Annotated in this window: 17 protein-coding genes; 15 read left to right on the top strand and 2 right to left on the bottom strand. The window is 66.3% G+C overall.

The features are described 5' to 3' along the window. The first annotated feature begins 86 nt into the window (after positions 1-86). The 6 genes from chrA (at position 87) to P7F60_RS01605 (ending at position 7,918) form a co-directional block, all read left to right on the top strand. A complete protein-coding gene (gene chrA, locus P7F60_RS01630; RefSeq protein ID WP_277915956.1) occupies positions 87-1,412 on the top strand; it encodes a chromate efflux transporter in 1,326 nt (441 codons plus the stop codon). 99 nt (positions 1,413-1,511) lie between these two features. Beyond that, positions 1,512-2,369 (top strand): TIGR01459 family HAD-type hydrolase, encoded by an 858-nt coding sequence (locus tag P7F60_RS01625; RefSeq protein ID WP_277915955.1) that lies wholly within the window; start codon positions 1,512-1,514, stop codon positions 2,367-2,369. A gap of 23 nt (positions 2,370-2,392) precedes the next feature. Further along, positions 2,393-3,373: a bifunctional riboflavin kinase/FAD synthetase gene (locus tag P7F60_RS01620; protein WP_277915954.1), complete on the top strand. Its 981-nt coding sequence runs from the start codon at positions 2,393-2,395 to the stop codon at positions 3,371-3,373. A 263-nt stretch (positions 3,374-3,636) separates the two neighbouring features. Beyond that, a complete protein-coding gene (ileS, locus tag P7F60_RS01615; RefSeq protein ID WP_277915953.1) occupies positions 3,637-6,543 on the top strand; it encodes an isoleucine--tRNA ligase in 2,907 nt (968 codons plus the stop codon). A 145-nt stretch (positions 6,544-6,688) separates the two neighbouring features. Beyond that, positions 6,689-7,309 (top strand): hypothetical protein, encoded by a 621-nt coding sequence (locus tag P7F60_RS01610; RefSeq protein WP_277915952.1) that lies wholly within the window; start codon positions 6,689-6,691, stop codon positions 7,307-7,309. 99 nt (positions 7,310-7,408) lie between these two features. Then, positions 7,409-7,918 carry a GNAT family N-acetyltransferase gene (locus P7F60_RS01605; protein WP_277915951.1) on the top strand — a complete coding sequence of 170 codons (510 nt, stop codon included), beginning with the start codon at positions 7,409-7,411 and terminating at the stop codon, positions 7,916-7,918. Between the two features lie 2 nt (positions 7,919-7,920). On the opposite strand, the gene P7F60_RS01600 is transcribed toward P7F60_RS01605, so the two are convergent. After that, positions 7,921-8,379 (bottom strand): nucleoside deaminase, encoded by a 459-nt coding sequence (locus P7F60_RS01600; RefSeq protein WP_277915950.1) that lies wholly within the window; start codon positions 8,377-8,379, stop codon positions 7,921-7,923. Between the two features lie 68 nt (positions 8,380-8,447). Between P7F60_RS01600 and P7F60_RS01595 the strand changes: the two genes are divergently transcribed. Genes P7F60_RS01595 through P7F60_RS01585 form a run of 3 tightly spaced genes read left to right on the top strand, consistent with a single transcriptional unit; the run spans position 8,448 to position 11,795 of the window. Beyond that, on the top strand, positions 8,448-10,421 hold the full coding sequence (locus P7F60_RS01595; protein ID WP_277915949.1) for a pseudouridine synthase: 1,974 nt from the start codon (positions 8,448-8,450) through the stop codon (positions 10,419-10,421). Continuing rightward, positions 10,402-10,959 (top strand): 16S rRNA (guanine(966)-N(2))-methyltransferase RsmD, encoded by a 558-nt coding sequence (gene rsmD, locus P7F60_RS01590; protein ID WP_277915948.1) that lies wholly within the window; start codon positions 10,402-10,404, stop codon positions 10,957-10,959. The genes P7F60_RS01595 and rsmD overlap by 20 nt, the downstream gene beginning before the upstream one ends. Next, a complete protein-coding gene (locus P7F60_RS01585) occupies positions 10,956-11,795 on the top strand; it encodes a patatin-like phospholipase family protein (RefSeq protein ID WP_277915947.1) in 840 nt (279 codons plus the stop codon). The genes rsmD and P7F60_RS01585 overlap by 4 nt, the downstream gene beginning before the upstream one ends. On the opposite strand, the gene P7F60_RS01580 is transcribed toward P7F60_RS01585, so the two are convergent. Then, positions 11,790-13,598 (bottom strand): monovalent cation:proton antiporter-2 (CPA2) family protein, encoded by a 1,809-nt coding sequence (locus P7F60_RS01580; protein WP_277915946.1) that lies wholly within the window; start codon positions 13,596-13,598, stop codon positions 11,790-11,792. The genes P7F60_RS01585 and P7F60_RS01580 overlap by 6 nt on opposite strands. 116 nt (positions 13,599-13,714) lie before the next feature. Here P7F60_RS01580 and P7F60_RS01575 point away from each other — a divergent pair, with 116 nt between their 5' ends. The 6 genes from P7F60_RS01575 to lpxK all read left to right on the top strand — a co-directional run bounded on the left by P7F60_RS01575 (position 13,715) and on the right by lpxK (position 19,515). Next, positions 13,715-15,061: a TldD/PmbA family protein gene (locus P7F60_RS01575; RefSeq protein ID WP_277915945.1), complete on the top strand. Its 1,347-nt coding sequence runs from the start codon at positions 13,715-13,717 to the stop codon at positions 15,059-15,061. Further along, the gene (locus P7F60_RS01570; protein ID WP_277915944.1) at positions 15,061-15,858 is read left to right on the top strand and encodes a 3'(2'),5'-bisphosphate nucleotidase CysQ; all 798 of its coding nucleotides are present in this window, start codon (positions 15,061-15,063) and stop codon (positions 15,856-15,858) included. Before P7F60_RS01575 ends, P7F60_RS01570 begins: the two co-directional genes overlap by 1 nt. 67 nt (positions 15,859-15,925) lie before the next feature. After that, positions 15,926-16,162, top strand: a complete 237-nt coding sequence (locus tag P7F60_RS01565) for a DUF4170 domain-containing protein (RefSeq protein ID WP_277915943.1) — start codon at positions 15,926-15,928, stop codon at positions 16,160-16,162. Positions 16,163-16,401: 239 nt separating this feature from the next. Further along, the gene (gene waaA, locus P7F60_RS01560; RefSeq protein ID WP_277915942.1) at positions 16,402-17,721 is read left to right on the top strand and encodes a lipid IV(A) 3-deoxy-D-manno-octulosonic acid transferase; all 1,320 of its coding nucleotides are present in this window, start codon (positions 16,402-16,404) and stop codon (positions 17,719-17,721) included. Positions 17,722-17,753: 32 nt separating this feature from the next. Then, complete coding sequence (locus P7F60_RS01555; protein ID WP_277915941.1) at positions 17,754-18,473, top strand: HAD family hydrolase; 720 nt, start codon at positions 17,754-17,756, stop codon at positions 18,471-18,473. Positions 18,474-18,477: 4 nt separating this feature from the next. Further along, positions 18,478-19,515, top strand: coding sequence for a tetraacyldisaccharide 4'-kinase (lpxK, locus tag P7F60_RS01550; RefSeq protein WP_277915940.1), 1,038 nt, complete (start codon positions 18,478-18,480; stop codon positions 19,513-19,515). The last annotated feature ends 125 nt before the right edge of the window (positions 19,516-19,640 follow it).

The raw sequence follows: 19,640 nt of genomic DNA, 5'->3' as shown, positions 1-19,640 counted from the left end.
AGCAGCGACGTAGGTAAGGACGCTTCCTTGGCGAGTCAAGAACGGGCCGTCGAAAAAATTTCAGAAAAATTGGTTAAGACTGCGGCATGAGCCGCGATTCGCAAAATATTCACATCCAGGTGCCGGAGACTGCCCCGAGTTTCGGGCAATTGCTGCGGGTTTTCGCCCACATCGGCTGCCTCAGCTTCGGCGGTCCGGCGGGGCAGATTTCGCTCATGCACCGCGCCGTCGTCGAGGAGCGGCGCTGGATGTCGGAAGAGCGGTTTCTGCATGCGTTGAACTATTGCATGCTTCTGCCGGGACCGGAAGCGCAGCAGCTCGCCACCTATATCGGCTGGCTGCTGCATGGCTTGCGCGGCGGGCTGGCGGCGGGGCTGCTGTTCATCCTGCCGGGGCTGGCGGTCATGCTCGGGCTCTCGGTCGCATATGGGCTCTATCACGAGACCGGCTGGTTGCAGAGCCTGTTTCTCGGGCTGAAGGCGGCGGTGCTCGCCATTGTCGTCGAGGCGGTTTTCCGGGTCGGCCGCCGGGCGCTGAAAGGGCGGCTGCATCATGGGCTGGCGGCGGTGTCGTTCCTGGCGTTGTTCGTCTTCGGCATTCCGTTTCCGCTCGTCATTCTCGCTGCTGCGCTCATCGGCCTCGTCTTCGCGCGGAAGACCGCCGTGGTGACCGACGAACTGAACGAGGCGCGGCCGGCGCCAACGATGACGCGCACGCTGTTGTCGCTGGTCGTCTGGCTCGCAATCTGGCAGGCGCCGCTGGTCCTCCTGCTGCTCGTCTCCGGGGATGCCCCGGCCTTTGCCGACCTGTTTTCCTTCTTCTCGAAGATGGCGCTGGTCACCTTCGGCGGCGCCTATGCGGTGCTTGCCTATGTGGCGCAGATGGCGGTCGATCATTACGGCTGGCTGCGGCCCGGCGAAATGCTCGACGGCCTGGCGCTTGCCGAAACCACGCCGGGACCGCTGGTGCTGGTCCTCTGTTTCGTCGGCTATCTCGCCGGTGGTCGCAGCGGTTCCGGGCTCGATCCGGTGCTGGCCGGGACGCTCGGACTGTTGCTGACGGCCTGGGCCACCTTCGTGCCGAGTTTCCTGTGGATCTTCATCGGTGCGCCCTATGTCGAGCGGCTTCGCGCCAACGCATATGCGGCGGCGGCGCTGTCGGCGATCACCGCCGCGGTGGTCGGCGTCATCCTCAACCTGTCTCTGTGGTTTGCGCTGCATGTGCTGTTTGGCGCCGTGGAGAAGCTGGAATTCGGCCCGGCCGCACTCCCCTGGCCGGTCTGGCAGAGCGTCGACTGGAAGGCGGCGGGGCTGGCTGCGCTCTCGGCGGTGCTGCTCTTGCGGCTGCGATGGGGTGTCGCGCGGGTTCTGGGGCTTGCCGCCGCGCTCGGGCTGGCGCTGCCGCAGCTCTGAAACGACGGTTCTTTTCGGCATGCGCGGTAAATCTTCTTGCCTTGATGCCCATGGTTTGCGATGTGACCTGATGTTTTGGAATGCCGGGACTTATGCTTGATGGCCGAACGTATCGAAGGTTTGCGGGATATCGTCGCGTTGTATGACGTCATTCTCTGCGATGTCTGGGGGGTGGTGCATAATGGCGAGACTGCCTTCCTGGAGGCCTGCGCCGCGCTGAAGGCGGCGCGCGAGGCGGGCCTGACGGTGGTGCTGATCACCAATTCCCCGCGCCGCTCCGACGGCGTGGTGCGCCAGTTCGCCGGCATCGGCGTGCCCGATGGCACCTTCGACGCCATCGTCAGCTCCGGCGACGTCACCCGCAAGCTGATCGAGGCGCAGGGGCCGAAGAAGGTCTATCTCATCGGCCCGGAACGCGACTGGGCTCTGGTCGAGGGCCTGCCGGTCACCTCCGTCGCCATGGACGCGGCCGAGGTCATCGTCTGCACCGGCCTGTTCGACGACGAGAGCGAAACACCCGAGCAATATCGCCCGCAACTCGAAGCGCTGCGGGCCCGCGATCTCACGATGATCTGCGCCAATCCCGATCTCGTGGTCGAGCGCGGCACGCGCATGATCTACTGCGCCGGGTCGCTGGCCGAGATGTACAAGCGCATGGGCGGCCGCACGCTGGTCGCCGGCAAGCCGCATCCGCCGATCTATGCCGCAAGCCTTGCCGCCGCCGAGGCGATCCGCGGCGCCTTTGCGCGCGAGCGGGTGCTGGCCATCGGCGACGGCCTGCCGACCGACGTGCGCGGCGCGGTCGCGCAAGGCCTCGACCTCCTGTATATCAGCGGCGGCATCCACGCCGCCGATTATGCGCCGGCCGGCGGCGAGGGTACCGATGTCGATGCGCTGGAGCTTTTCCTGGCGCGCCACAGCGTCGCCCCGCGCTGGTGGATGCACAGGCTGGCGTGAGTTTTCTCTGGCAGGACAGTCCGATGACCGTTTTCCATCGCAATGAAACCAAGGAAGCCTTGCCGGAGCGGCTGCGCGGCGGCGTCGTCGCCATCGGCAATTTCGATGGCGTGCATCGCGGCCACCAGTCGGTGCTCGCCCGCGCACTCGAACTCGCCGCCGCGCGTCAGAAACCGGCGCTGGTGCTGACCTTCGAGCCGCATCCGCGCACCGTCTTCAAGCCGCAGACGCCGGTCTTCCGCCTGACGCCGGCGCCGCTGAAGGCGCGGCTGCTCGAAGCGCTCGGCTTCCAGTCGGTGATCGAATATCCGTTCACGCCGGATTTCTCGCAGCGCTCGGCGCAGGATTTCATCACCTCGATCCTGATGGAGTGGATCGGCGTCTCGGAAGTCGTCACCGGCTTCGATTTCCATTTCGGGCGCGGGCGCGAGGGCGGCCCGGCCTTCCTGATGTCGGCCGGCGCCCGCAACGGCTTTGGCGTCACGCTGGTCGATGCCTTCCGCGACGAGAATACGGAGGTGATCTCGTCGAGCCGCATCCGCACTCTGTTGTCCGAAGGAGCGGTGGCGGAAGCCGCCGGCCAGCTCGGCTATCGCTACACCGTCGAGGCCGAGGTCATCCACGGCCAGCAGCTTGGCCGCACGCTCGGCTATCCCACCGCCAACATGTCGCTGCCGGGCGAGGTGACGCTGCGTCCCGGCATCTATGCCGTTCGCTTCCGGCTGGAGAACGGCGCCATCCATGACGGCGTCGCCTCCTTCGGCTATCGCCCGACGGTCATCGACAACGGCGCGCCGCTGCTCGAAACCTATCTGTTCGATTTCTCCGGCGATCTCTATGGCCAGGTCTGCTCGGTCTCCTTCTTCGGTCATCTGCGCGACGAGCTGAAATTCGACGGCCTCGAACCGCTGGTCGCCCAGATCCGCAAGGACGAGGAGGAGGCGAGGGCGCTTCTGTCCGGTGTGCGCCCGCTCGGGGTTCTCGATGAAAAGATCGCGTCCTGAGGCGGATCGCGACGATGCTGCGCCGCGACAAACTTCGCGGCCGCCTCTTTCCTTTTGGCGTAAAACCCCCTAAACATCCGCCACCATGGCCCAATTCCGGTTGATGAAGACGTCCCGAATTATTGGCCCGGCCCTCCGCGCACTCTGAGCGAGGCCGGAGGTCCGGGTTTTTGGCGTTCGGCCCCAATGGTCGGCGCGACTGACGCTTTCCGATTTTCAGACACCCTTTTACGCGCCCTCAATCGGGCGCCCGATGGCAGATCATGACCGAGACCGCTGACAAGAACGACTATTCCTCGACCCTCTATCTTCCGCAGACCGATTTCCCGATGCGCGCCGGCCTGCCGCAGAAGGAGCCGGAAACGGTGGCCCGCTGGCAGAAGATGGGGCTTTACAAGCAGCTGCGCGCCTCCGCCGCCGGCCGCGACAAATTCGTGCTGCATGACGGCCCGCCCTATGCCAACGGCAACATCCATATCGGCCATGCGCTGAACAAGATCCTCAAGGACGTCATCACCCGCTCGTTCCAGATGCGCGGCCGCGACGCCAATTACGTGCCCGGCTGGGATTGCCACGGCCTGCCGATCGAATGGAAGATCGAGGAAAAATACCGCGAGAAGGGCAAGAACAAGGACGAGGTGCCGATCAACGAATTCCGCAGGGAATGCCGTGAATTCGCCGCCCACTGGATCAAGATCCAGTCCGAGGAGTTCAAGCGCTTGGGCATCGAGGGCGACTTCGACAATCCCTACACGACGATGAACTTCCACGCCGAGGCGCGCATCGCCGGCGAACTGCTGAAGATCGCCAAGAGCGGCCAGCTCTATCGCGGCTCCAAGCCGATCATGTGGTCGGTGGTCGAGCGCACGGCGCTGGCCGAAGCGGAAGTCGAATATCAGGATTACGAATCCGACACGATCTGGGTGAAATTCCCGGTGACTGAGGGCGCCGCCGATTTCGCCGGCGCTTCCGTCGTGATCTGGACGACCACGCCCTGGACCATCCCCGGCAACCGCGCCATCTCCTTCTCGTCGCGTTTCGGTTACGGCCTCTATGATGTGACCGCCGCCGAGAATGATTTCGGCCCGCAGCCCGGCGAAAAGCTGATCTTCGCCAAGAAGCTCGCCGAGGAATGCGCCGCCAAGGCCAAGGTGACGCTCGCCCTCGTTCGCGACGTGACGGCCGAGGAACTGGCTACGCTCGTCTGCGCCCATCCGCTGGCCTCGCTCGGCTATGACTTCCAGGTGCCGCTCCTCGACGGCGACCATGTCACCGACGATGCCGGTACGGGTTTCGTCCACACCGCCCCCGGCCATGGCCGCGAGGACTTCGACGCCTGGATGCACCACGCCCGGTCGCTGGGAGCGCGCGGCATCTCGGCGAAAATCCCGTTCACGGTCGACGATGCCGGTTTCTACACCGGCGATGCTCCCGGCTTCGGCCCGGAAGCGGAAGGCGGTGCCGCCCGCGTCATCGACGACAACGGCAAGAAGGGCGACGCCAACAAGCGCGTCATCGAGGCGCTGATCGCCGCCAAAAACCTGTTTGCGCGTGGCCGCCTGAAGCATACCTATCCGCATAGCTGGCGTTCCAAGAAGCCGGTGATCTTCCGCAACACGCCGCAATGGTTCGTCTACATGGACAAGGAACTCGGCGACGGCACCACGCTGCGCTCGCGCGCTCTGAACGCCATCGACGAGACCCGCTTCGTGCCCGGCGCCGGCCAGAACCGCCTGCGCGCCATGATCGAGAACCGCCCGGACTGGGTGCTGTCGCGCCAGCGCGCCTGGGGCGTGCCGATCTGCGTCTTCGTCAATGCCGGCGGCGAGATCCTGCAGGACGAGGCGGTCAATGCCCGCATCCTCGATGCCTTCGAGGCCGAAGGCGCCGACGCCTGGTTCGCCGATGGCGCCAAGGAGCGTTTCCTCGAAGGCCGTTCCGACCGGGACGACTGGACGCAGGTGCGTGACATCCTCGACGTCTGGTTCGACTCGGGCTCGACCCATACCTTCACGCTGGAGGATCGCCCGGACCTGAAATGGCCGGCCGACGTCTATCTCGAAGGTTCCGACCAGCATCGCGGCTGGTTCCATTCCTCGCTGCTGGAATCGGCGGCGACGCGTGGCCGCGCGCCCTATGACACCGTCATCACCCATGGTTTCACCATGGACGAGCACGGCCGCAAGATGTCGAAGTCGCTCGGCAACACGGTCCTGCCGCAGGACGTGATGAAGGAATCCGGCGCCGATATCCTGCGCCTCTGGGTCATGACCACCGATTACTGGGAAGACCAGCGCCTCGGCAAGACGATCATCCAGACCAATATCGACGCCTATCGCAAGCTGCGCAACACCATCCGCTGGATGCTCGGCACGCTGGCCCACGATACCGGCGAGGACATCGCCTATGCCGAGCTGCCGGAACTTGAAAAGCTGATGCTGCATCGCCTGGCCGGGCTCGACCGGCTGGTGCGCGACGGCTACGACGCCTTCGATTTCAAGCGCATCACCCGCGCGCTGATCGATTTCTCCAATGTCGAGCTTTCGGCCTTCTATTTCGACATCCGCAAGGACGCGCTCTATTGCGACGCCCCGTCGAGCCTGCGCCGCCGGGCAAGCCTTGCGGTCATCCGCAAGCTGTTCGAATGCCTGGTGACGTGGCTCGCGCCGATGTTGCCCTTCACCACGGAAGAAGCCTGGCTGTCGCTGAAGCCGGATGCGGTCTCGGTGCATCTGGAGCAGTTCCCGGCCGTGCCCGCCGAATGGAACGATGCAGGCCTGGAAGCGAAGTGGGACAAGATCCGCGAGGTCCGCAAGGTCGTGACCGGCGCGCTGGAAATCGAGCGCAAGGACAAGCGTATCGGCTCCTCGCTGGAGGCGGCACCCGTTGTCTACATCACGGACAAGGATCTGCTGGCGGCACTGGAAGGCCAGGATTTCGAGGAAATCTGCATCACCTCGGGTCTGACCGTGGTCGAGGGCGATGCCCCGGCCGATGCCTTCCGCCTGTCCGAAGTGCCCGGCGTCGGCGTCGAGCCGAAGCGGGCGGAAGGGCGCAAATGCGCCCGCTCGTGGCGGATCACGGCCGATGTCGGCTCCGATCCCGACTATCCGGACGTCTCGGCACGCGACGCCGAGGCGCTGCGCGAGCTGGCTGCGCGCACACGGTAAAGACTCTGGAAACTCTGCCGGATGAATTGCTCTTTGGCGGTTCATCCGGTATTGCTGCCTGAAAATGGCCGGATTTCTCGGGCAAGCGCCAGAAAACGGGGATACGGCAAGACCTGTTCGAACCGGCGTGGCTGGAAGGGTAAGCATGAAGATCAAGCATGAGTTTCGAGTGGCCGCCGGCTTCGCGGCGCTGATGGGCGCCTGCCTGTCGCTCACCGGCTGCATGTCGAGCCCCACCTACGGCACCGACAAGACGGCGGCCGAGCAGCTTGTCGACGACCTCAGCTCGGCGGTGACCGTCGGCAGCTCCAAGCCGAAGAACAACATTGCCTATAGCCCGCGCCCGGGCCTCGTCCTGCCCAAGGACAAGCAGCAGGCGGCGCTGGTCGCGCCGCAGCAGTCGGTAGCCGGCAAGGACAATCCGCAATGGGTGGAATCGCCGGAGGAAACCCGTTCGCGCCTCGTCGCCGAAGCGGACGAGAACAAGAACAAGCCGCACTACCGCTCGCCGCTCGCCACCACCGGCGCCAATGGCCGGGCGCTGTCTGACAAGGAGCAGCAGGCCGCCTATCGCGCCGCGCGCGCCGAGCAGAACGGCGCCTATGAGGAGCGCCGTTTCCTCTCCGATCCGCCGAGCAAGTATCGCGCTGCCGATCCGGCAGCCCTGACCGATCTCGGCGAGCCGGAAAAGGCCAAGGAAAAGCGCCGCAAGAAGGCCGCCGTTTCCGACAAGCAGGATTCGAGCTGGTGGGTTCCCTTCCAGTAAGGATTTGAAATTCATTGGCAAGTTCTGCGGCGCTTCGGCGCCGCTTTTCGTTGGGGCATTTCCATGAAATGCACGAAGACAAAAAGACGGGGTGACGACATGGATGCGCGTGTAGACGAGAAGGCAGGCGGCGGGCTGCTGATCCGCGAGGCGGAGCGGGCGGATGCGGCCACGATCCTGCGCTTCGTTCGCGAGCTGGCGATCTACGAGAAGGCCGAACACGAGGTGGCGGCGACCGAGGAAACGGTGGCCGAATCGCTGTTCGGCCCGGCCTCGGTGACGCGGGCGCTGATCTGCGAGCGCGACGGTGTGGCGATCGGTTTCGCCGTCTGGTTCTTCAGCTATTCCACATGGCTCGCGAAGAACGGCCTCTATCTCGAAGACCTCTATGTGACGCCGGATGCGCGTGGTTCGGGCGCGGGCAAAGCGCTGATGAAGCGGCTCGCCCGCATCGCCGTCGAAAACGGCTGCGGCCGTTTCGAATGGAGCGTGCTTGACTGGAACGAGCCGGCCATCCGCGTCTACGACGCCATCGGCGCCGAGCCGCAGGCGGAATGGCTGCGCTACCGCATGGCCGGCGAGGCGCTGAAGGCCTTCGCCGCCGAGTGAGTTTATTCCTCCGGCCGCCGTCCCGCGAAGAAGTTTTTCAGCAGCGCCGAGGCTTCCTCGGCGCGAAAACCGGAATAGACGTCCGGAGCATGATGACAGGTCGGACGGGTGTAGAAGCGCACGCCATTGTCGACCGCGCCGCCCTTGGCGTCCTCCGCCCCGTAATAGAGGCGGCGAATGCGGGCAAAGGAAATGGCGGCGGCGCACATCGTGCAGGGTTCGAGGGTGACATGCAGGTCGGCGCCGTTGAGCCGCTCGTTGCCGAGCAGCCGCGCCGCCTCGCGCAGCACGAGGATCTCGGCATGCGCGGTGATGTCGTTCAACTCGCGGGTGCGGTTTCCGGCGCGCGCCAGCGGCCGGCCATCGAGCACCAGCACGGCGCCGACGGGGATTTCGCCGCGTTCGCCGGCGGCTTTGGCCTCCTCCAGCGCCATCCGCATGAATTGATTTGTCGGCGGCATGCCTCTATTTCCCTCTTAACCGAAGCCGCGCGACCTGATACGACAGCCAAAACCAAGGCAAACAGCAAATGACTTTCAAAGACAAGCCCCAGCGGGGCGGGGCGAAGCGTCCCGGCAGCGACAAGAAACACGGCGAGCGGAGCTTCAAATCCGCCGCAAAGGGCGCGGAGCGTCCGGCTAAGAGTTTTTCGGCCAAGCCGAAGGCGGAGGATGCCGCCCCCGCATCCGACAAGGCGGAGCGTATTTCCAAGCTGATCGCGCGCGCCGGCGTCGCCTCGCGCCGCGATGTCGAGCGGATGATCATGGAAGGCCGGGTGAAGCTGAACGGCAAGGTGCTGGACACGCCGGTCGTCAATGCGACGCTCGCCGACCGCATCGAGGTCGACGACATGCCGATCCGCGGCATCGAGCGCACCCGTCTCTGGCTCTATCACAAGCCGGCCGGCCTGGTGACCACCAATGCCGATCCCGAAGGACGCCCGACCGTCTTCGACAACCTGCCGGAAGGCCTGCCGCGCGTCATGTCCGTCGGCCGCCTCGACATCAACACCGAAGGGCTGCTGCTGCTCACCAATGACGGCGGTCTCGCCCGCGTGCTCGAACTGCCGGCGACCGGCTGGCTGCGCCGCTACCGCGTGCGCGCCCATGGCGCCATCGACCAGGCGGCGCTCGACAGGCTCAAGGACGGCATCGCCGTCGACGGCGTGCTCTATGGCGGCATCGAGGCGACCCTCGACCGCACGCAAGGACACAATGTCTGGATCACCATGGGCCTGCGCGAAGGCAAGAACCGTGAGATCAAGAACGTGCTCGGCGCCATCGGCCTCGAGGTCAACCGCCTGATCCGCATTTCCTATGGCCCGTTCCAGCTCGCCGACCTACCGGAGGCGCAGGCGCTGGAAGTGCGCGGCAAGACGCTGCGCGACCAGCTCGGCCCCCGCCTGATTGCCGATTCCAACGCCAATTTCGAAGCGCCGATCTACGAAGCGGAGAAGGCGGAAGAGGAAGAACGGGCCCCGGCCGGCTGGAAGGCCGAACGCGCCGATAGGCCGCGTGGCGACAAATCCCGCGACGAGGGGCCGCGCGGCGAAAAACCCTATCGCGAAAAGCCCGGTGACCGCCGCGAAAAGGCGCTTGGACGCCTAGACACCCGCCGAGAGGAGCGCGGCGAAAAACGTTTCGGCGGTGATCGCGACCAGAAATTCGGCGGCGACCGCGAAAAGCGCAGCGCCCCCCTGACGCGTCCGCGCACCTCCAATGTCTGGATGGCGCCCGGCGCCCGGCCCGTGGCCGAAAAGGCCGCCAAGCAGGGTGGCGAGGCCGCGACCGAGAAGCGCGCGCCGCGTCCGCGCCCCGAAGGCGCGCCGGCCACCAAGCGTTTCGGCCGTACCAAGGATGGCCAGCCCACCCGCACCACGACCAAGCACGATCCCGACCGCAAGGGCGGCGGAAGGCCGATGACGCGTGGCGCCGCTGCCGGCCCGCGCGTGCTGGTCAATCGCGCCGAGGAAGACCGCGACTGGATCCGCGCCGAGGCGCCGGCCCCGCGCAGCCGCGACGAGGCCGATGCCCCGCGCCGTGGCCGCGATTTCGGCGACCGCAAGCCCCGCGATTTTGGCGATCGCCCGCCGCGTGGCGACTTCGGCGACCGCAAGCCGCGGGATTTTGGTGACCGCAAGCCGCGCGAATTCGACGATCGCAAGCCGCGCGGCGAGCGCTCCTTCGGTGACGGCGAGCGTCCCGCCCGTTCGTTCCGCAGCGACCGCCCCGAGGGTGGCGAGCGCCCGTTCCGCTCGGACAAGCCGTTCAAGAGCCGGGAAGGCGCGGGCACCGGCAAGCCCTTCGGCGGCAAGCCTGGCGGTGGGAAATCCTTCGGCGGCAAACCGGGTGGCGGAAAGTCATCTGGCGGCAAGCCCGGCGCGGGCAAGCCGCGCTCGGACCGTCCTTCGGGCGGGGATCGCCCCTTCGGCGGCAAGCCGGGCGGTGGCAGAGGCAATGGCGGCGGAAAGGGCATGACGCGCGGTGCGGATCGTCGGCGGTGAATTTCGGGGCCGCGCTCTGGCCACGCCGCAGTCGAATGCCATTCGCCCGACGACGGACCGGACGCGCGAAAGCCTGTTCAATATCCTCTCCCACGCCTACCCGGAAAGCCTTGACGGCACGCGGGTGATCGACCTGTTCGCCGGCACCGGCGCGGTCGGGCTGGAGGCCCTGTCGCGCGGTTGCCGCCAAGCGCTGTTCGTCGAGAGCAGCGTCGAGGGGCGGGGCCTGCTCTGGGAAAACATCGAGGCGCTCGGCCTGCATGGCCGGGCCCGCATGCTGCGCCGCGACGCCACCAAGCTTGGCGGCGTCGGCACGGCCGAGCCGTTTCATCTGCTGTTCGCCGATCCGCCCTATGGCCAGGGCGCCGGCGAGAAGGCCTTCGAGGCGGCGCATACCGGCGGCTGGCTGCAACCCCAGGCGCTCTGCATCCTCGAAGAGCGCGCCGATGTCGTGCCGGCGCTCAGTGATGCCTTCCGCTTCCTTGAAAACCGCACCTTCGGCGATACGAAGATGCATTTTTATCGTTACGCGCCGTGACCTGTCCAACGGTAGCCGTCGCCTTCGGCGGCGGCGGCGCGCGCGGTCTCGCCCATATCCACGTCGTCGAGACGCTGGATGAGCTCGGCCTCAGCCCGGTGCGCGTCGCCGGCGCTTCCATCGGCGCCATTGTCGGGGCCGGCATGGCGGCGGGCATGCGCGGCGAAGACATCCGCGAGCACACGCTTTCCACCCTTGGCCGCAAGGCGGTGGTCGCCCATCGCCTGTGGAGCCTGCGCCCGCCCTCGATGCGCGCGGCCATGGGGCGCGGTTTCCGCTTGGGGCAGTTCGATCTGGAGCGCATCCTGCGCGCCTTCCTGCCGGCGCAGGTTCCAGGCAGTTTCGAGGCTCTGCCCACCCCGCTGCACGTCTCCGCCACCGATTATTACGGGCAGCGGGAAGTCGTGCTCGAGGCTGGCGACCTGTTTCCGGCGCTCGCCGCCTCCGCCGCCATTCCGGCGCTGTTCATGCCGGTGACGGTCGAAGGTCGCATCATGATCGATGGCGGCATCTTCAATCCCGTGCCCTACGAGCACCTGATGCCGCATGCCGATATCGTCATCGGCGTCGATGTCGTCGGCGCGCCGGAAGGGGACGGAACCCATGTGCCGAACCGCGTCGACAGCCTGTTCGGCGCCGGTCAGTTGATGATGCAGGCGGCGATTTCCATGAAGCTGCGGCTGCAGCCGCCGCATATCTTTCTGCGCCCGCCGGTCAACCGTTTCAGGGTGCTCGATTTCATGAAGGCGCGACAGATTCTGGCCGAAACGGCGGTCGTCAAGGACGAGCTGAAGCGCGCCCTCGACCTCGAATTCGAAAAGTGGGCCCGCTCATGATGCGGCGGCATCCTCGACGGCCGGATCGGGCATTTCGTCGTAGTCGTCCACCTGGCGTTTCGGCTTGAGCAGCGGCTCCGGCTTGACCGGGCGCGAAAAGAGCATGTGCCGCCCGGCCTGCAGGCCGTCGGTCGCCTGCAGCACCAGGCGCTCCTCGTCGCGGCGGCGGATGTCGTCGCCGATGGCGGTGGCCTGTTCCTCGCCGAGCCCCAGAGCCTCCAGCGTGCGCCGTCCGAACAGCAGACCCGATTCCAGCGTCTCGCGCAATTCGTAATCCACCCCTTGCGCCCGCAGCGAAAGGGTGTGGACGCGGTCGTAGGAGCGGACGAAAAGCTGAGCCTGCGGAAAATCCGAACGGATCAGCGCCACGATGCGGTCGGTGATTTCCGGCTTGTGGGTGCAGACGGCGATCAGCTTGGCCTTCTCGATGCCGGCGGCCAGCAGCACGTCCTTGCGGGTGCCGTCGCCGAAATAAATGCGGAAGCCGAAGCTCGAGGCCTGGCGCACGCGGTCGGCCGAGAAATCGATGACGGTGACGTCACGCCCGCCGGCCAGGAGAATTTGCGAGGCGATCTGGCCGAAACGCGAGAAGCCGATCATCAGCACATCGGAGCCGGCGCCCTCGAAATCCTCGTCCATCTCCTCATGCGCTTCTCCGGTGAGGAAGCGCCGCGACAGGCGCGCCGCCAGTGGCGTCAGCGCCATGGAGAGCGTGACGATGGCCGCGAGCAATGAAGCGTCGGCATTCGACATCAACGAATGCGCCGCAGCGGTGGTAAACAGCACGAAGCCGAATTCGCCGCCCTGCGGCAGCAGGAAGGCGATGCGCACGGCATCGTTATGGCTGGAGCCGCCGGCGCGGCAGACGCCGTAGATCACCAGCCCCTTGAGCAGCATCACCGCCGGCACGGCGATCAGGATGGTCGCCGCCTTGTCCAGGATGACGGCGAGATCGAGCGACAGGCCGACGCCGATGAAGAACAGGCCGAGCAGGATGCCGCGAAACGGCTCGATATCGGCTTCCAGTTCGTGACGATAGGAGGATTCGGCCAGCATCACCCCGGAGAGGAAGGCGCCCATGGCCATCGATAGGCCTGCCGCCTGGATCAGCGTCGCAAAGCCGATGACGACGAGCAGGGCGGCGGCGATCATCACCTCGCGCGCCCCGGTGCGGGCGATGACCTGGAATAGCGGCGTCAGCAGGAAGCGGCCGGCCAGCACCGTCACCGAAACCGCCGCCACCGCGATGGCGAAGCTTTGCAGCGGCGAGCCGCTGCTGTCCACGCCGCCGTCGAGAATGGTGATCAGCGCCAGAAGCGGCACGATCGCCAGATCCTGGAACAGCAGGATGCAGAAGGACAATTGCCCGTAGCGGGTGTTGAGATCGCCAGATTCGCCGAGGATCTGCAGCGAAAAGGCGGTGGAGGAGAGCGCGAGGCCGAAACCGGCGACCAGTCCCGCCTTCCATTCGACCCCGAAGACGAGCGCCAGCGCAAACAGCGCCGCGCCGCTCACCAGCACCTGCGCCAGCCCGATCCCGAAGATATCGCGGCGCAATTGCCAGAGCCGCGAGGGTTTCAGTTCCAGGCCGATGACGAACAGCAGGAAGACGACGCCGAGTTCGGCGACGCTCAATATGTCCTCGCCGTCATGGATGAGGCCGAGGAGGGGGCCGATGACGACGCCGGCGGCGAGATAGCCGAGCACGGTGCCGAGCCCCAGCTTCTTGAACAGCGGCGCGGAAACGACCGCGCCGCCGAGCAGGACAAGGGCTTCGGAAAACACGGGATGGGCGGATGACATGGGTTTCGTCTCGTTTGGTATGGCGTCTGCAAGGGCAGGCGCGGGGGAATCGGCCGCCTTGCCCTTGATGCTTTTGGATGCGCACAATAAATGGAACCGGAACGAAAGGCCAAATCATGTCTTCTGAAATCGATTCTGCCCCGCTTCTGTCCCGTGCCGCCGAATTGATCGAGCTTGCCCGCGCCGCCGGCGCCGACAAGGCCGATGCCGTGGTGGTGCGCTCGCGCGCTCGCTCGGTCAGCGTTCGTCTCGGCAAGGTCGAGGGCGTCGATGCCTCCGAAAGCGACGATTTCTCGTTGCGCGTCTTTGTCGGCGACAAGGTCGCCAGCGTCTCGGCAACGCCCGGCGCCGATCTCCGGGCGATCGCCGAGCGTGCCGTCGCCATGGCCCGCGTCTCGCCGGAAGACCCCTATGCCTGCCTTGCCGACGAGGCCGATCTGTCCCGCGACTATCCCGATCTCGACCTGTTCGATCCGACGGAGGTGTCGGCCGAGGAATTGACCGAGGCGGCGCTGGCGGCCGAAGCGGCCGCCCTCGATGTCTCCGGCGTCTCCAATTCGGCGGGCGCTTCGGCCTCCGCCGGCATGGGCGGGCTGGTGCTGGTCACCTCGCATGGTTTTTCCGGCAGCTATGCCGGCTCGCGTTTCGGCCGTTCGGTCAGCGTCATCGCCGGCGAAGGCACCGGCATGGAGCGCGACTACGATTTCGACAGCCGCCTCTATTACGCCGATCTCGACGGCGCCCCCGAGATCGGCAGGCGCGCCGGCGAGCGGGTGGTCAAGCGGCTGAACCCGCGCCAGGTGGCGACCGCGAAGAACGTCACCGTCGTCTTCGATCCGCGCGTGGCGCGCGGTTTCGTCGGCCATCTTGCCGGCGCGATCAACGGCGCGTCCGTCGCTCGCAAGACCAGTTTCTTGCGTGACATGATGGGTAAGCAAGTCCTTGCGTCGGGTATCAGCCTCACCGACGATCCGCTGATCCGTCGCGGTTCCGCCTCGCGGCCCTTCGACGGCGAGGGCGTCACCGGCCGCAGGCTCGCCATGGTCGAGGACGGCATTCTCAAGCATTGGTTCCTGTCGACCTCGACCGCCCGCCAGCTCGGCCTGAAGACCAACGGGCGCGGTGTGCGCGGCGGCAATCTCGTCAATCCCGCCTCCACCAATCTCCTGCTCGATCCGGGCAGCCGGACGCCGCAGGAACTGATCGCCTCGGTCGGCACCGGCCTTTACGTCACCGAACTGATCGGACAGGGGGTCAACATGGTCACCGGCGAATATAGCCGCGGCGCCACCGGTTTCTGGATCGAGAACGGCGAGCTCGCCTTTCCGGTCGCCGAGGTCACCATCGCCTCGAACCTCAAGGACATGTTCCTCAAGGTCACGCCGGCCGATGACATCGACTACAGCTTCTCGATCGCGGCCCCGACGCTCGCCATCGAGGGCATGACGCTGGCGGGCCTTTGATGGGCGATGCGGCCGGCTCCTGGGCGGAGGATCTCGATCTCATTCGCGCCGCCGCCAGCGCCGCCGGCGAAGTCGCGATGGGCTTCTTCGGCAAATCGCCGGAGGTCTGGTACAAGAACGAGAACCGTTCGCCGGTCAGCGCCGCCGATTTCGCCGCAAACGAAAAGCTGGCGCAGATTCTGCGCGCCGCCCGGCCGAATTACGGCTGGCTGTCGGAAGAAACCGAAGATGATGCCGCCCGCCTCGGCTGCGAGACGCTGTTCGTGGTCGATCCCATCGACGGCACCCGCGCCTTCATCGCCGGGCTGGACACCTGGTGCGTCAGCGTCGCGGTGGTGCATCGCGCCGTCCCGGTGGCCGGCGTGCTGGTCGCGCCGGCGCTCGGCGAGGATTTCTGGGCCGCGGCCGGCGCGGGCGCCTGGAAGAACGGCAAGGCCATCTCCGTTTCGGCGCCGGTGCGCGGCGCCCGCCTGCAGCTTGCCGCACCCGAAGACATCGTGTCCCGTTTCGAACCCGGTTTCCGCGCCGGGGTCGAGCGTATCCGCCATGTGCCCTCGCTTGCCTACCGGCTCGCCATGATCGCCGACGGACGCATCGACGGTACGCTGGTCAAGAAGAACTCCCATGACTGGGATCTGGCCGCCGCCGACATCATTCTCGCCGAAGCCGGCGGGCAACTGGTGGGATTGGAGGGCAGGCCGCTCGCCTACAACCGGGAAACCGTCGCCCACGATACGCTTTGCGCAGCCTCCGCCGAGGTTCTGCCGCATCTGCTGGCCAATCTGACGCGGATCTGAAACGTTGACCTTTCGGGAAAAATCTCGCATGTGACTTGCCGAGGGAGTGAAGTTCGGGAAAAGGCAAATGATGCAAACCAACGACAAGAAGCAGCTCCTCCACCTGGTATTCGGCGGCGAGCTGGACGATCTCACCAAGGTCGAGTTCCGCAATCTCAAGGATCTGGACATCGTCGGGATCTTTCCTGATTACGCGACCGCGCTGAGTGCCTGGAAGGCCAAGGCACAGCAGACCGTCGACAACGCGCATATGCGCTATTTCATCGTCCACATGCACAAGCTCCTCACTCCGGACGAGGCATGACGGGCTGGGCGGGATCGCTGTCGCGGTTCTGCCCGACATGACAGGCCGGGGCATTTCCACACGTCCCTCGGGACGGCGGAAATCCTCCGGACAAGGAAACGACTGGATTGCGGCGCAGGCGCGCCCCCACATCGTTTCGCCGCACCGGCACCGATCCGTTTACGACGTCGAAAAAGACTGATGACATTGGGGAGTTGGCATTTGAAGGCGATGATGGGCGCGGGCCGGAGCGACGGCCAATGAGCAGTGGTCTGGCGCGCGCGGCACTCACCGGCTATCGCTGGGCAGGCATGGTCGCCTATCCGCTGATCGGCCCCTATCTCGCGCTGCGCGCCGCCAAGGGCAAGGAAGACCGGGCGCGCCGCGGCGAGCGCTTCGGCCATGCCAGCCTGCCGCGCCCGCAGGGGCCGCTGATCTGGTTCCATGCGGCCAGCGTCGGCGAGACCAATGCGGTGGTGCCGCTGATCCGCGAGATGCGCCGCCGCGAAATCAACGTCGTGCTGACCACCGGCACCATCACCTCCGCCAAGGTTGCCGAAAGCCGGCTGGGCGCCGATGCCATGCATCAATACGTGCCGCTCGACCTCAAGCCCGCCGTTTCGCGGTTCCTCGATTACTGGCAGCCGGATGTCGCCATCATCGCCGAATCCGAGATCTGGCCGACGACCATCATGGAACTGGGCCGCCGTCATATTCCGCAGGTGCTGGTGAATGCCCGCATGTCGGATCGCTCCTTCGCCCGCTGGCGCAAGCGCCCCGCGATCGCCGAGGCGCTGTTCGAGCATCTGGCGCTGGTGATTGCCCAGTCGGATGTCGATGCCGAGCGCTTCCGCGATCTCGGCGCCCTGCCGGTGATGGTCTCCGGTAATCTCAAGGTCGACAACGACATGCCGCCGCACAACCCGGAGGATCTCGCGCGTTATCGCGGCCAGATCGGCGCGCGCAAGACCTGGGCGGCGATCTCCACCTTCGAGGGCGAGGAAATGGCCGCCGCCACCGTGCATCGCACGCTGAAGGAGCGCGACGGCCTGCTGACCATCGTCGTGCCGCGCCATCCCGAACGCTGCGACGAGCTGGAAAAGGCGCTGGTCGAAAAGGGATTGAAGGTGGCGCGCCGCACCCGCAACGATGCCCTGACCCCCGATGTCGATATCTTCCTCGGCGATACCATCGGCGAGATGGGGCTTTACCTCGGCCTGACCGAAGTCGCCTTCGTCGGCCGCTCGATGTTCGCCGAAGGCGGGCAGAACCCGCTGGAGCCCGCCATGCTCGGCTGCGCCGTGCTCTCCGGCGGCCATGTGCAGAATTTCCGCGACACCTATCAGCGGCTGGCGCGCAATGGCAGCGCCCGCATGGTGCGCGATGTCGAGATGCTGGTGAAGGCGGTGCATTACCTGCTGACCAACGACGCCGCCCGCCAGTCGATGATCAAGGCCGGGCTCGACACCGTGCAGGACATGCGCGGCGCGCTGATCTCCACCGTCAAGGGGCTGGAGCCCTATATCAATCCGCTCACCGTCAAGGCACGCCTGCATCCGCGCGCCGCCGCCCCGGCCTGAGCCGCATCCATTACCCGCAGGAGGAATCGCCCATGCCATCGCCCCGCATCAAGGCCATCCTGTTCGACAAGGACGGAACCCTGCTCGACTATGCCAAGAGCTGGCTGCCGGTGAATCGCGAGCTTGCCCTGTTCGCCGCGCGTGGCGACGAAACGCTGGCCGCGCAACTGCTGCTCGGCTGCGGCATGGATCCCGAAACCGGCCATGTGGTGCCCGACAGCCTGCTGGCCGCCGGCAATACGGTCGAGATCGCCCATGGACTGGTCGCCGCCGGCTCGCCGATTGCAACCGACGAACTGATCGCCGAGCTCGACGCCCTCTTTGCCACCGGCGCCGACCGGGCGGTGGCCGTCACCGATCTCGGCCCCTATTTCGCCGGGCTGAAGGCCAAGGGTTATTATCTCGGCGTCGCCTCCAGCGACAACGAGCGCTCGATCCGCGCCACCGCCGAGCGCTTCGGCTTCGCCGCCTTTCTCGATTACGTCGCCGGCTATGACAGCGGCTACGGCGTCAAGCCGGAGCCCGGCATGTTGCTCGGCTTCTGCGCCGCCGTCGGCGTCATTCCGGAAGAGGTGGTGATGGTCGGCGACAACAATCACGACATGCATATGGGCCGCAATGCCGGCGCCGGCATGACGGTTGCGGTGCTGACCGGCACCGGCTCGCGCGCCTCGCTCTCCGCCGCCAGCGACCATTGCCTCAACGACATCACCGAGCTGGAAAGCGTTCTCCCGGCCCTCGAAGTGGCGTGACCGGATGATTTCGGAAGCGCCGCCTTTCTGGTGGACAAAACCCGGCCTGCGGGCGTGGCTGCTCTGGCCCGCCTCGTTCCTCTATGGCCGCGTCGCCCGCTATCGCATGAACCACGGCAAGCGGGCCGCCATTCCCGTGCCGGTGGTCTGCGTCGGCAATTTCACTGTCGGCGGCGCCGGCAAGACGCCGACGGCCATGGCGCTGGCCAAGGCGGCGAAGGAGAAGGGGCTGAAGCCCGGTTTCCTGAGCCGTGGCTATGGCGGCTCGCTCGACGTGACCACGCTGGTCGATCCCGACCGCCACCGCGCCGTCGATGTCGGCGATGAGCCGCTGCTTCTGGCGCGCGAGGCGACGACCGTCGTCTGCCGCCGCCGGGTCGAGGGGGCGAAAAGGCTGGTCGCCGAGGGCGTTGACGTCATCATCATGGATGACGGCTTCCAGAGCGCGCGGCTGACGGTCGATTACGCGCTGATCGTGGTCGACAGCCGACGGGGCATCGGCAACGGCCATGTCGTGCCGGGCGGCCCGGTGCGCGCGCCGATCCGCACCCAGTTTCGCCATGCCTCGGCGCTGATGGTGGTCGGCAGCGGTTCGGCGGCGGACCGGCTGGTGCGCCAGGCGGCGCGCATGGGGAAAAGCGTGGTCATCGGCGCGCTCGCCACCCATCCCGAGCCCGATCTCGCGGGCCGCAAGGTCTTCGCCTATGCCGGTATCGCCGACCCGGACAAATTCTTCCGCACTGTCGAGGCGCTCGGCGCCGTCATCGCCGGAAAACGCGTCTTCGGCGACCACCATCACCTCTCCGACGACGAAATCGCCGACCTGATCGCCGACGCCGCCAAGCAGGACGCACTGCTGGTCACCACCGCCAAGGACCTCGTCCGCCTCACCGGCCATCACGGCAAGGCCGAGGAACTGGCCCACCTTTCCCGCGTCGTCACCGTCGAGATGACGTTCGATAATCCGCATGCGCCGGGGCAGATTCTGGATGCAGCGGCGAAAGTGGCGAAGGCGCGGATGCTGGCGGGGGGGAGGGATTAACCCCTCACCCTACAAGCGGGGCGAGGGACTTGCCCCACGCAGCGTCATCGTTTTTGGGAAGCCCATGCGGCATATCCCCTTCTCCTCATGAGGGAGAATGGGTTTGAGGCAAGCTTTCGTTCCAT

Source organism: Rhizobium sp. YJ-22 (genome assembly GCF_029601685.1).
Taxonomy (GTDB): Bacteria; Pseudomonadota; Alphaproteobacteria; order Rhizobiales; family Rhizobiaceae; genus Metarhizobium.
The sequence above is the reverse complement of the archived record's forward strand: the minus strand, read 5'-3'. Positions and strand labels throughout refer to the sequence as shown.

Coding starts and splice junctions, on each gene's coding strand:
- chrA (WP_277915956.1), top strand. CDS start 87: ATGAGCCGCGATTCGCAAAATATTCACATCCAGGTGCCGGAGACTGCC.
- P7F60_RS01625 (WP_277915955.1), top strand. CDS start 1,512: ATGGCCGAACGTATCGAAGGTTTGCGGGATATCGTCGCGTTGTATGAC.
- P7F60_RS01620 (WP_277915954.1), top strand. CDS start 2,393: ATGACCGTTTTCCATCGCAATGAAACCAAGGAAGCCTTGCCGGAGCGG.
- ileS (WP_277915953.1), top strand. CDS start 3,637: ATGACCGAGACCGCTGACAAGAACGACTATTCCTCGACCCTCTATCTT.
- P7F60_RS01610 (WP_277915952.1), top strand. CDS start 6,689: ATGAAGATCAAGCATGAGTTTCGAGTGGCCGCCGGCTTCGCGGCGCTG.
- P7F60_RS01605 (WP_277915951.1), top strand. CDS start 7,409: ATGGATGCGCGTGTAGACGAGAAGGCAGGCGGCGGGCTGCTGATCCGC.
- P7F60_RS01600 (WP_277915950.1), bottom strand. CDS start 8,379: ATGCCGCCGACAAATCAATTCATGCGGATGGCGCTGGAGGAGGCCAAA.
- P7F60_RS01595 (WP_277915949.1), top strand. CDS start 8,448: ATGACTTTCAAAGACAAGCCCCAGCGGGGCGGGGCGAAGCGTCCCGGC.
- P7F60_RS01580 (WP_277915946.1), bottom strand. CDS start 13,598: ATGTCATCCGCCCATCCCGTGTTTTCCGAAGCCCTTGTCCTGCTCGGC.
- P7F60_RS01575 (WP_277915945.1), top strand. CDS start 13,715: ATGTCTTCTGAAATCGATTCTGCCCCGCTTCTGTCCCGTGCCGCCGAA.
- P7F60_RS01570 (WP_277915944.1), top strand. CDS start 15,061: ATGGGCGATGCGGCCGGCTCCTGGGCGGAGGATCTCGATCTCATTCGC.
- P7F60_RS01565 (WP_277915943.1), top strand. CDS start 15,926: ATGATGCAAACCAACGACAAGAAGCAGCTCCTCCACCTGGTATTCGGC.
- waaA (WP_277915942.1), top strand. CDS start 16,402: ATGAGCAGTGGTCTGGCGCGCGCGGCACTCACCGGCTATCGCTGGGCA.
- P7F60_RS01555 (WP_277915941.1), top strand. CDS start 17,754: ATGCCATCGCCCCGCATCAAGGCCATCCTGTTCGACAAGGACGGAACC.
- lpxK (WP_277915940.1), top strand. CDS start 18,478: ATGATTTCGGAAGCGCCGCCTTTCTGGTGGACAAAACCCGGCCTGCGG.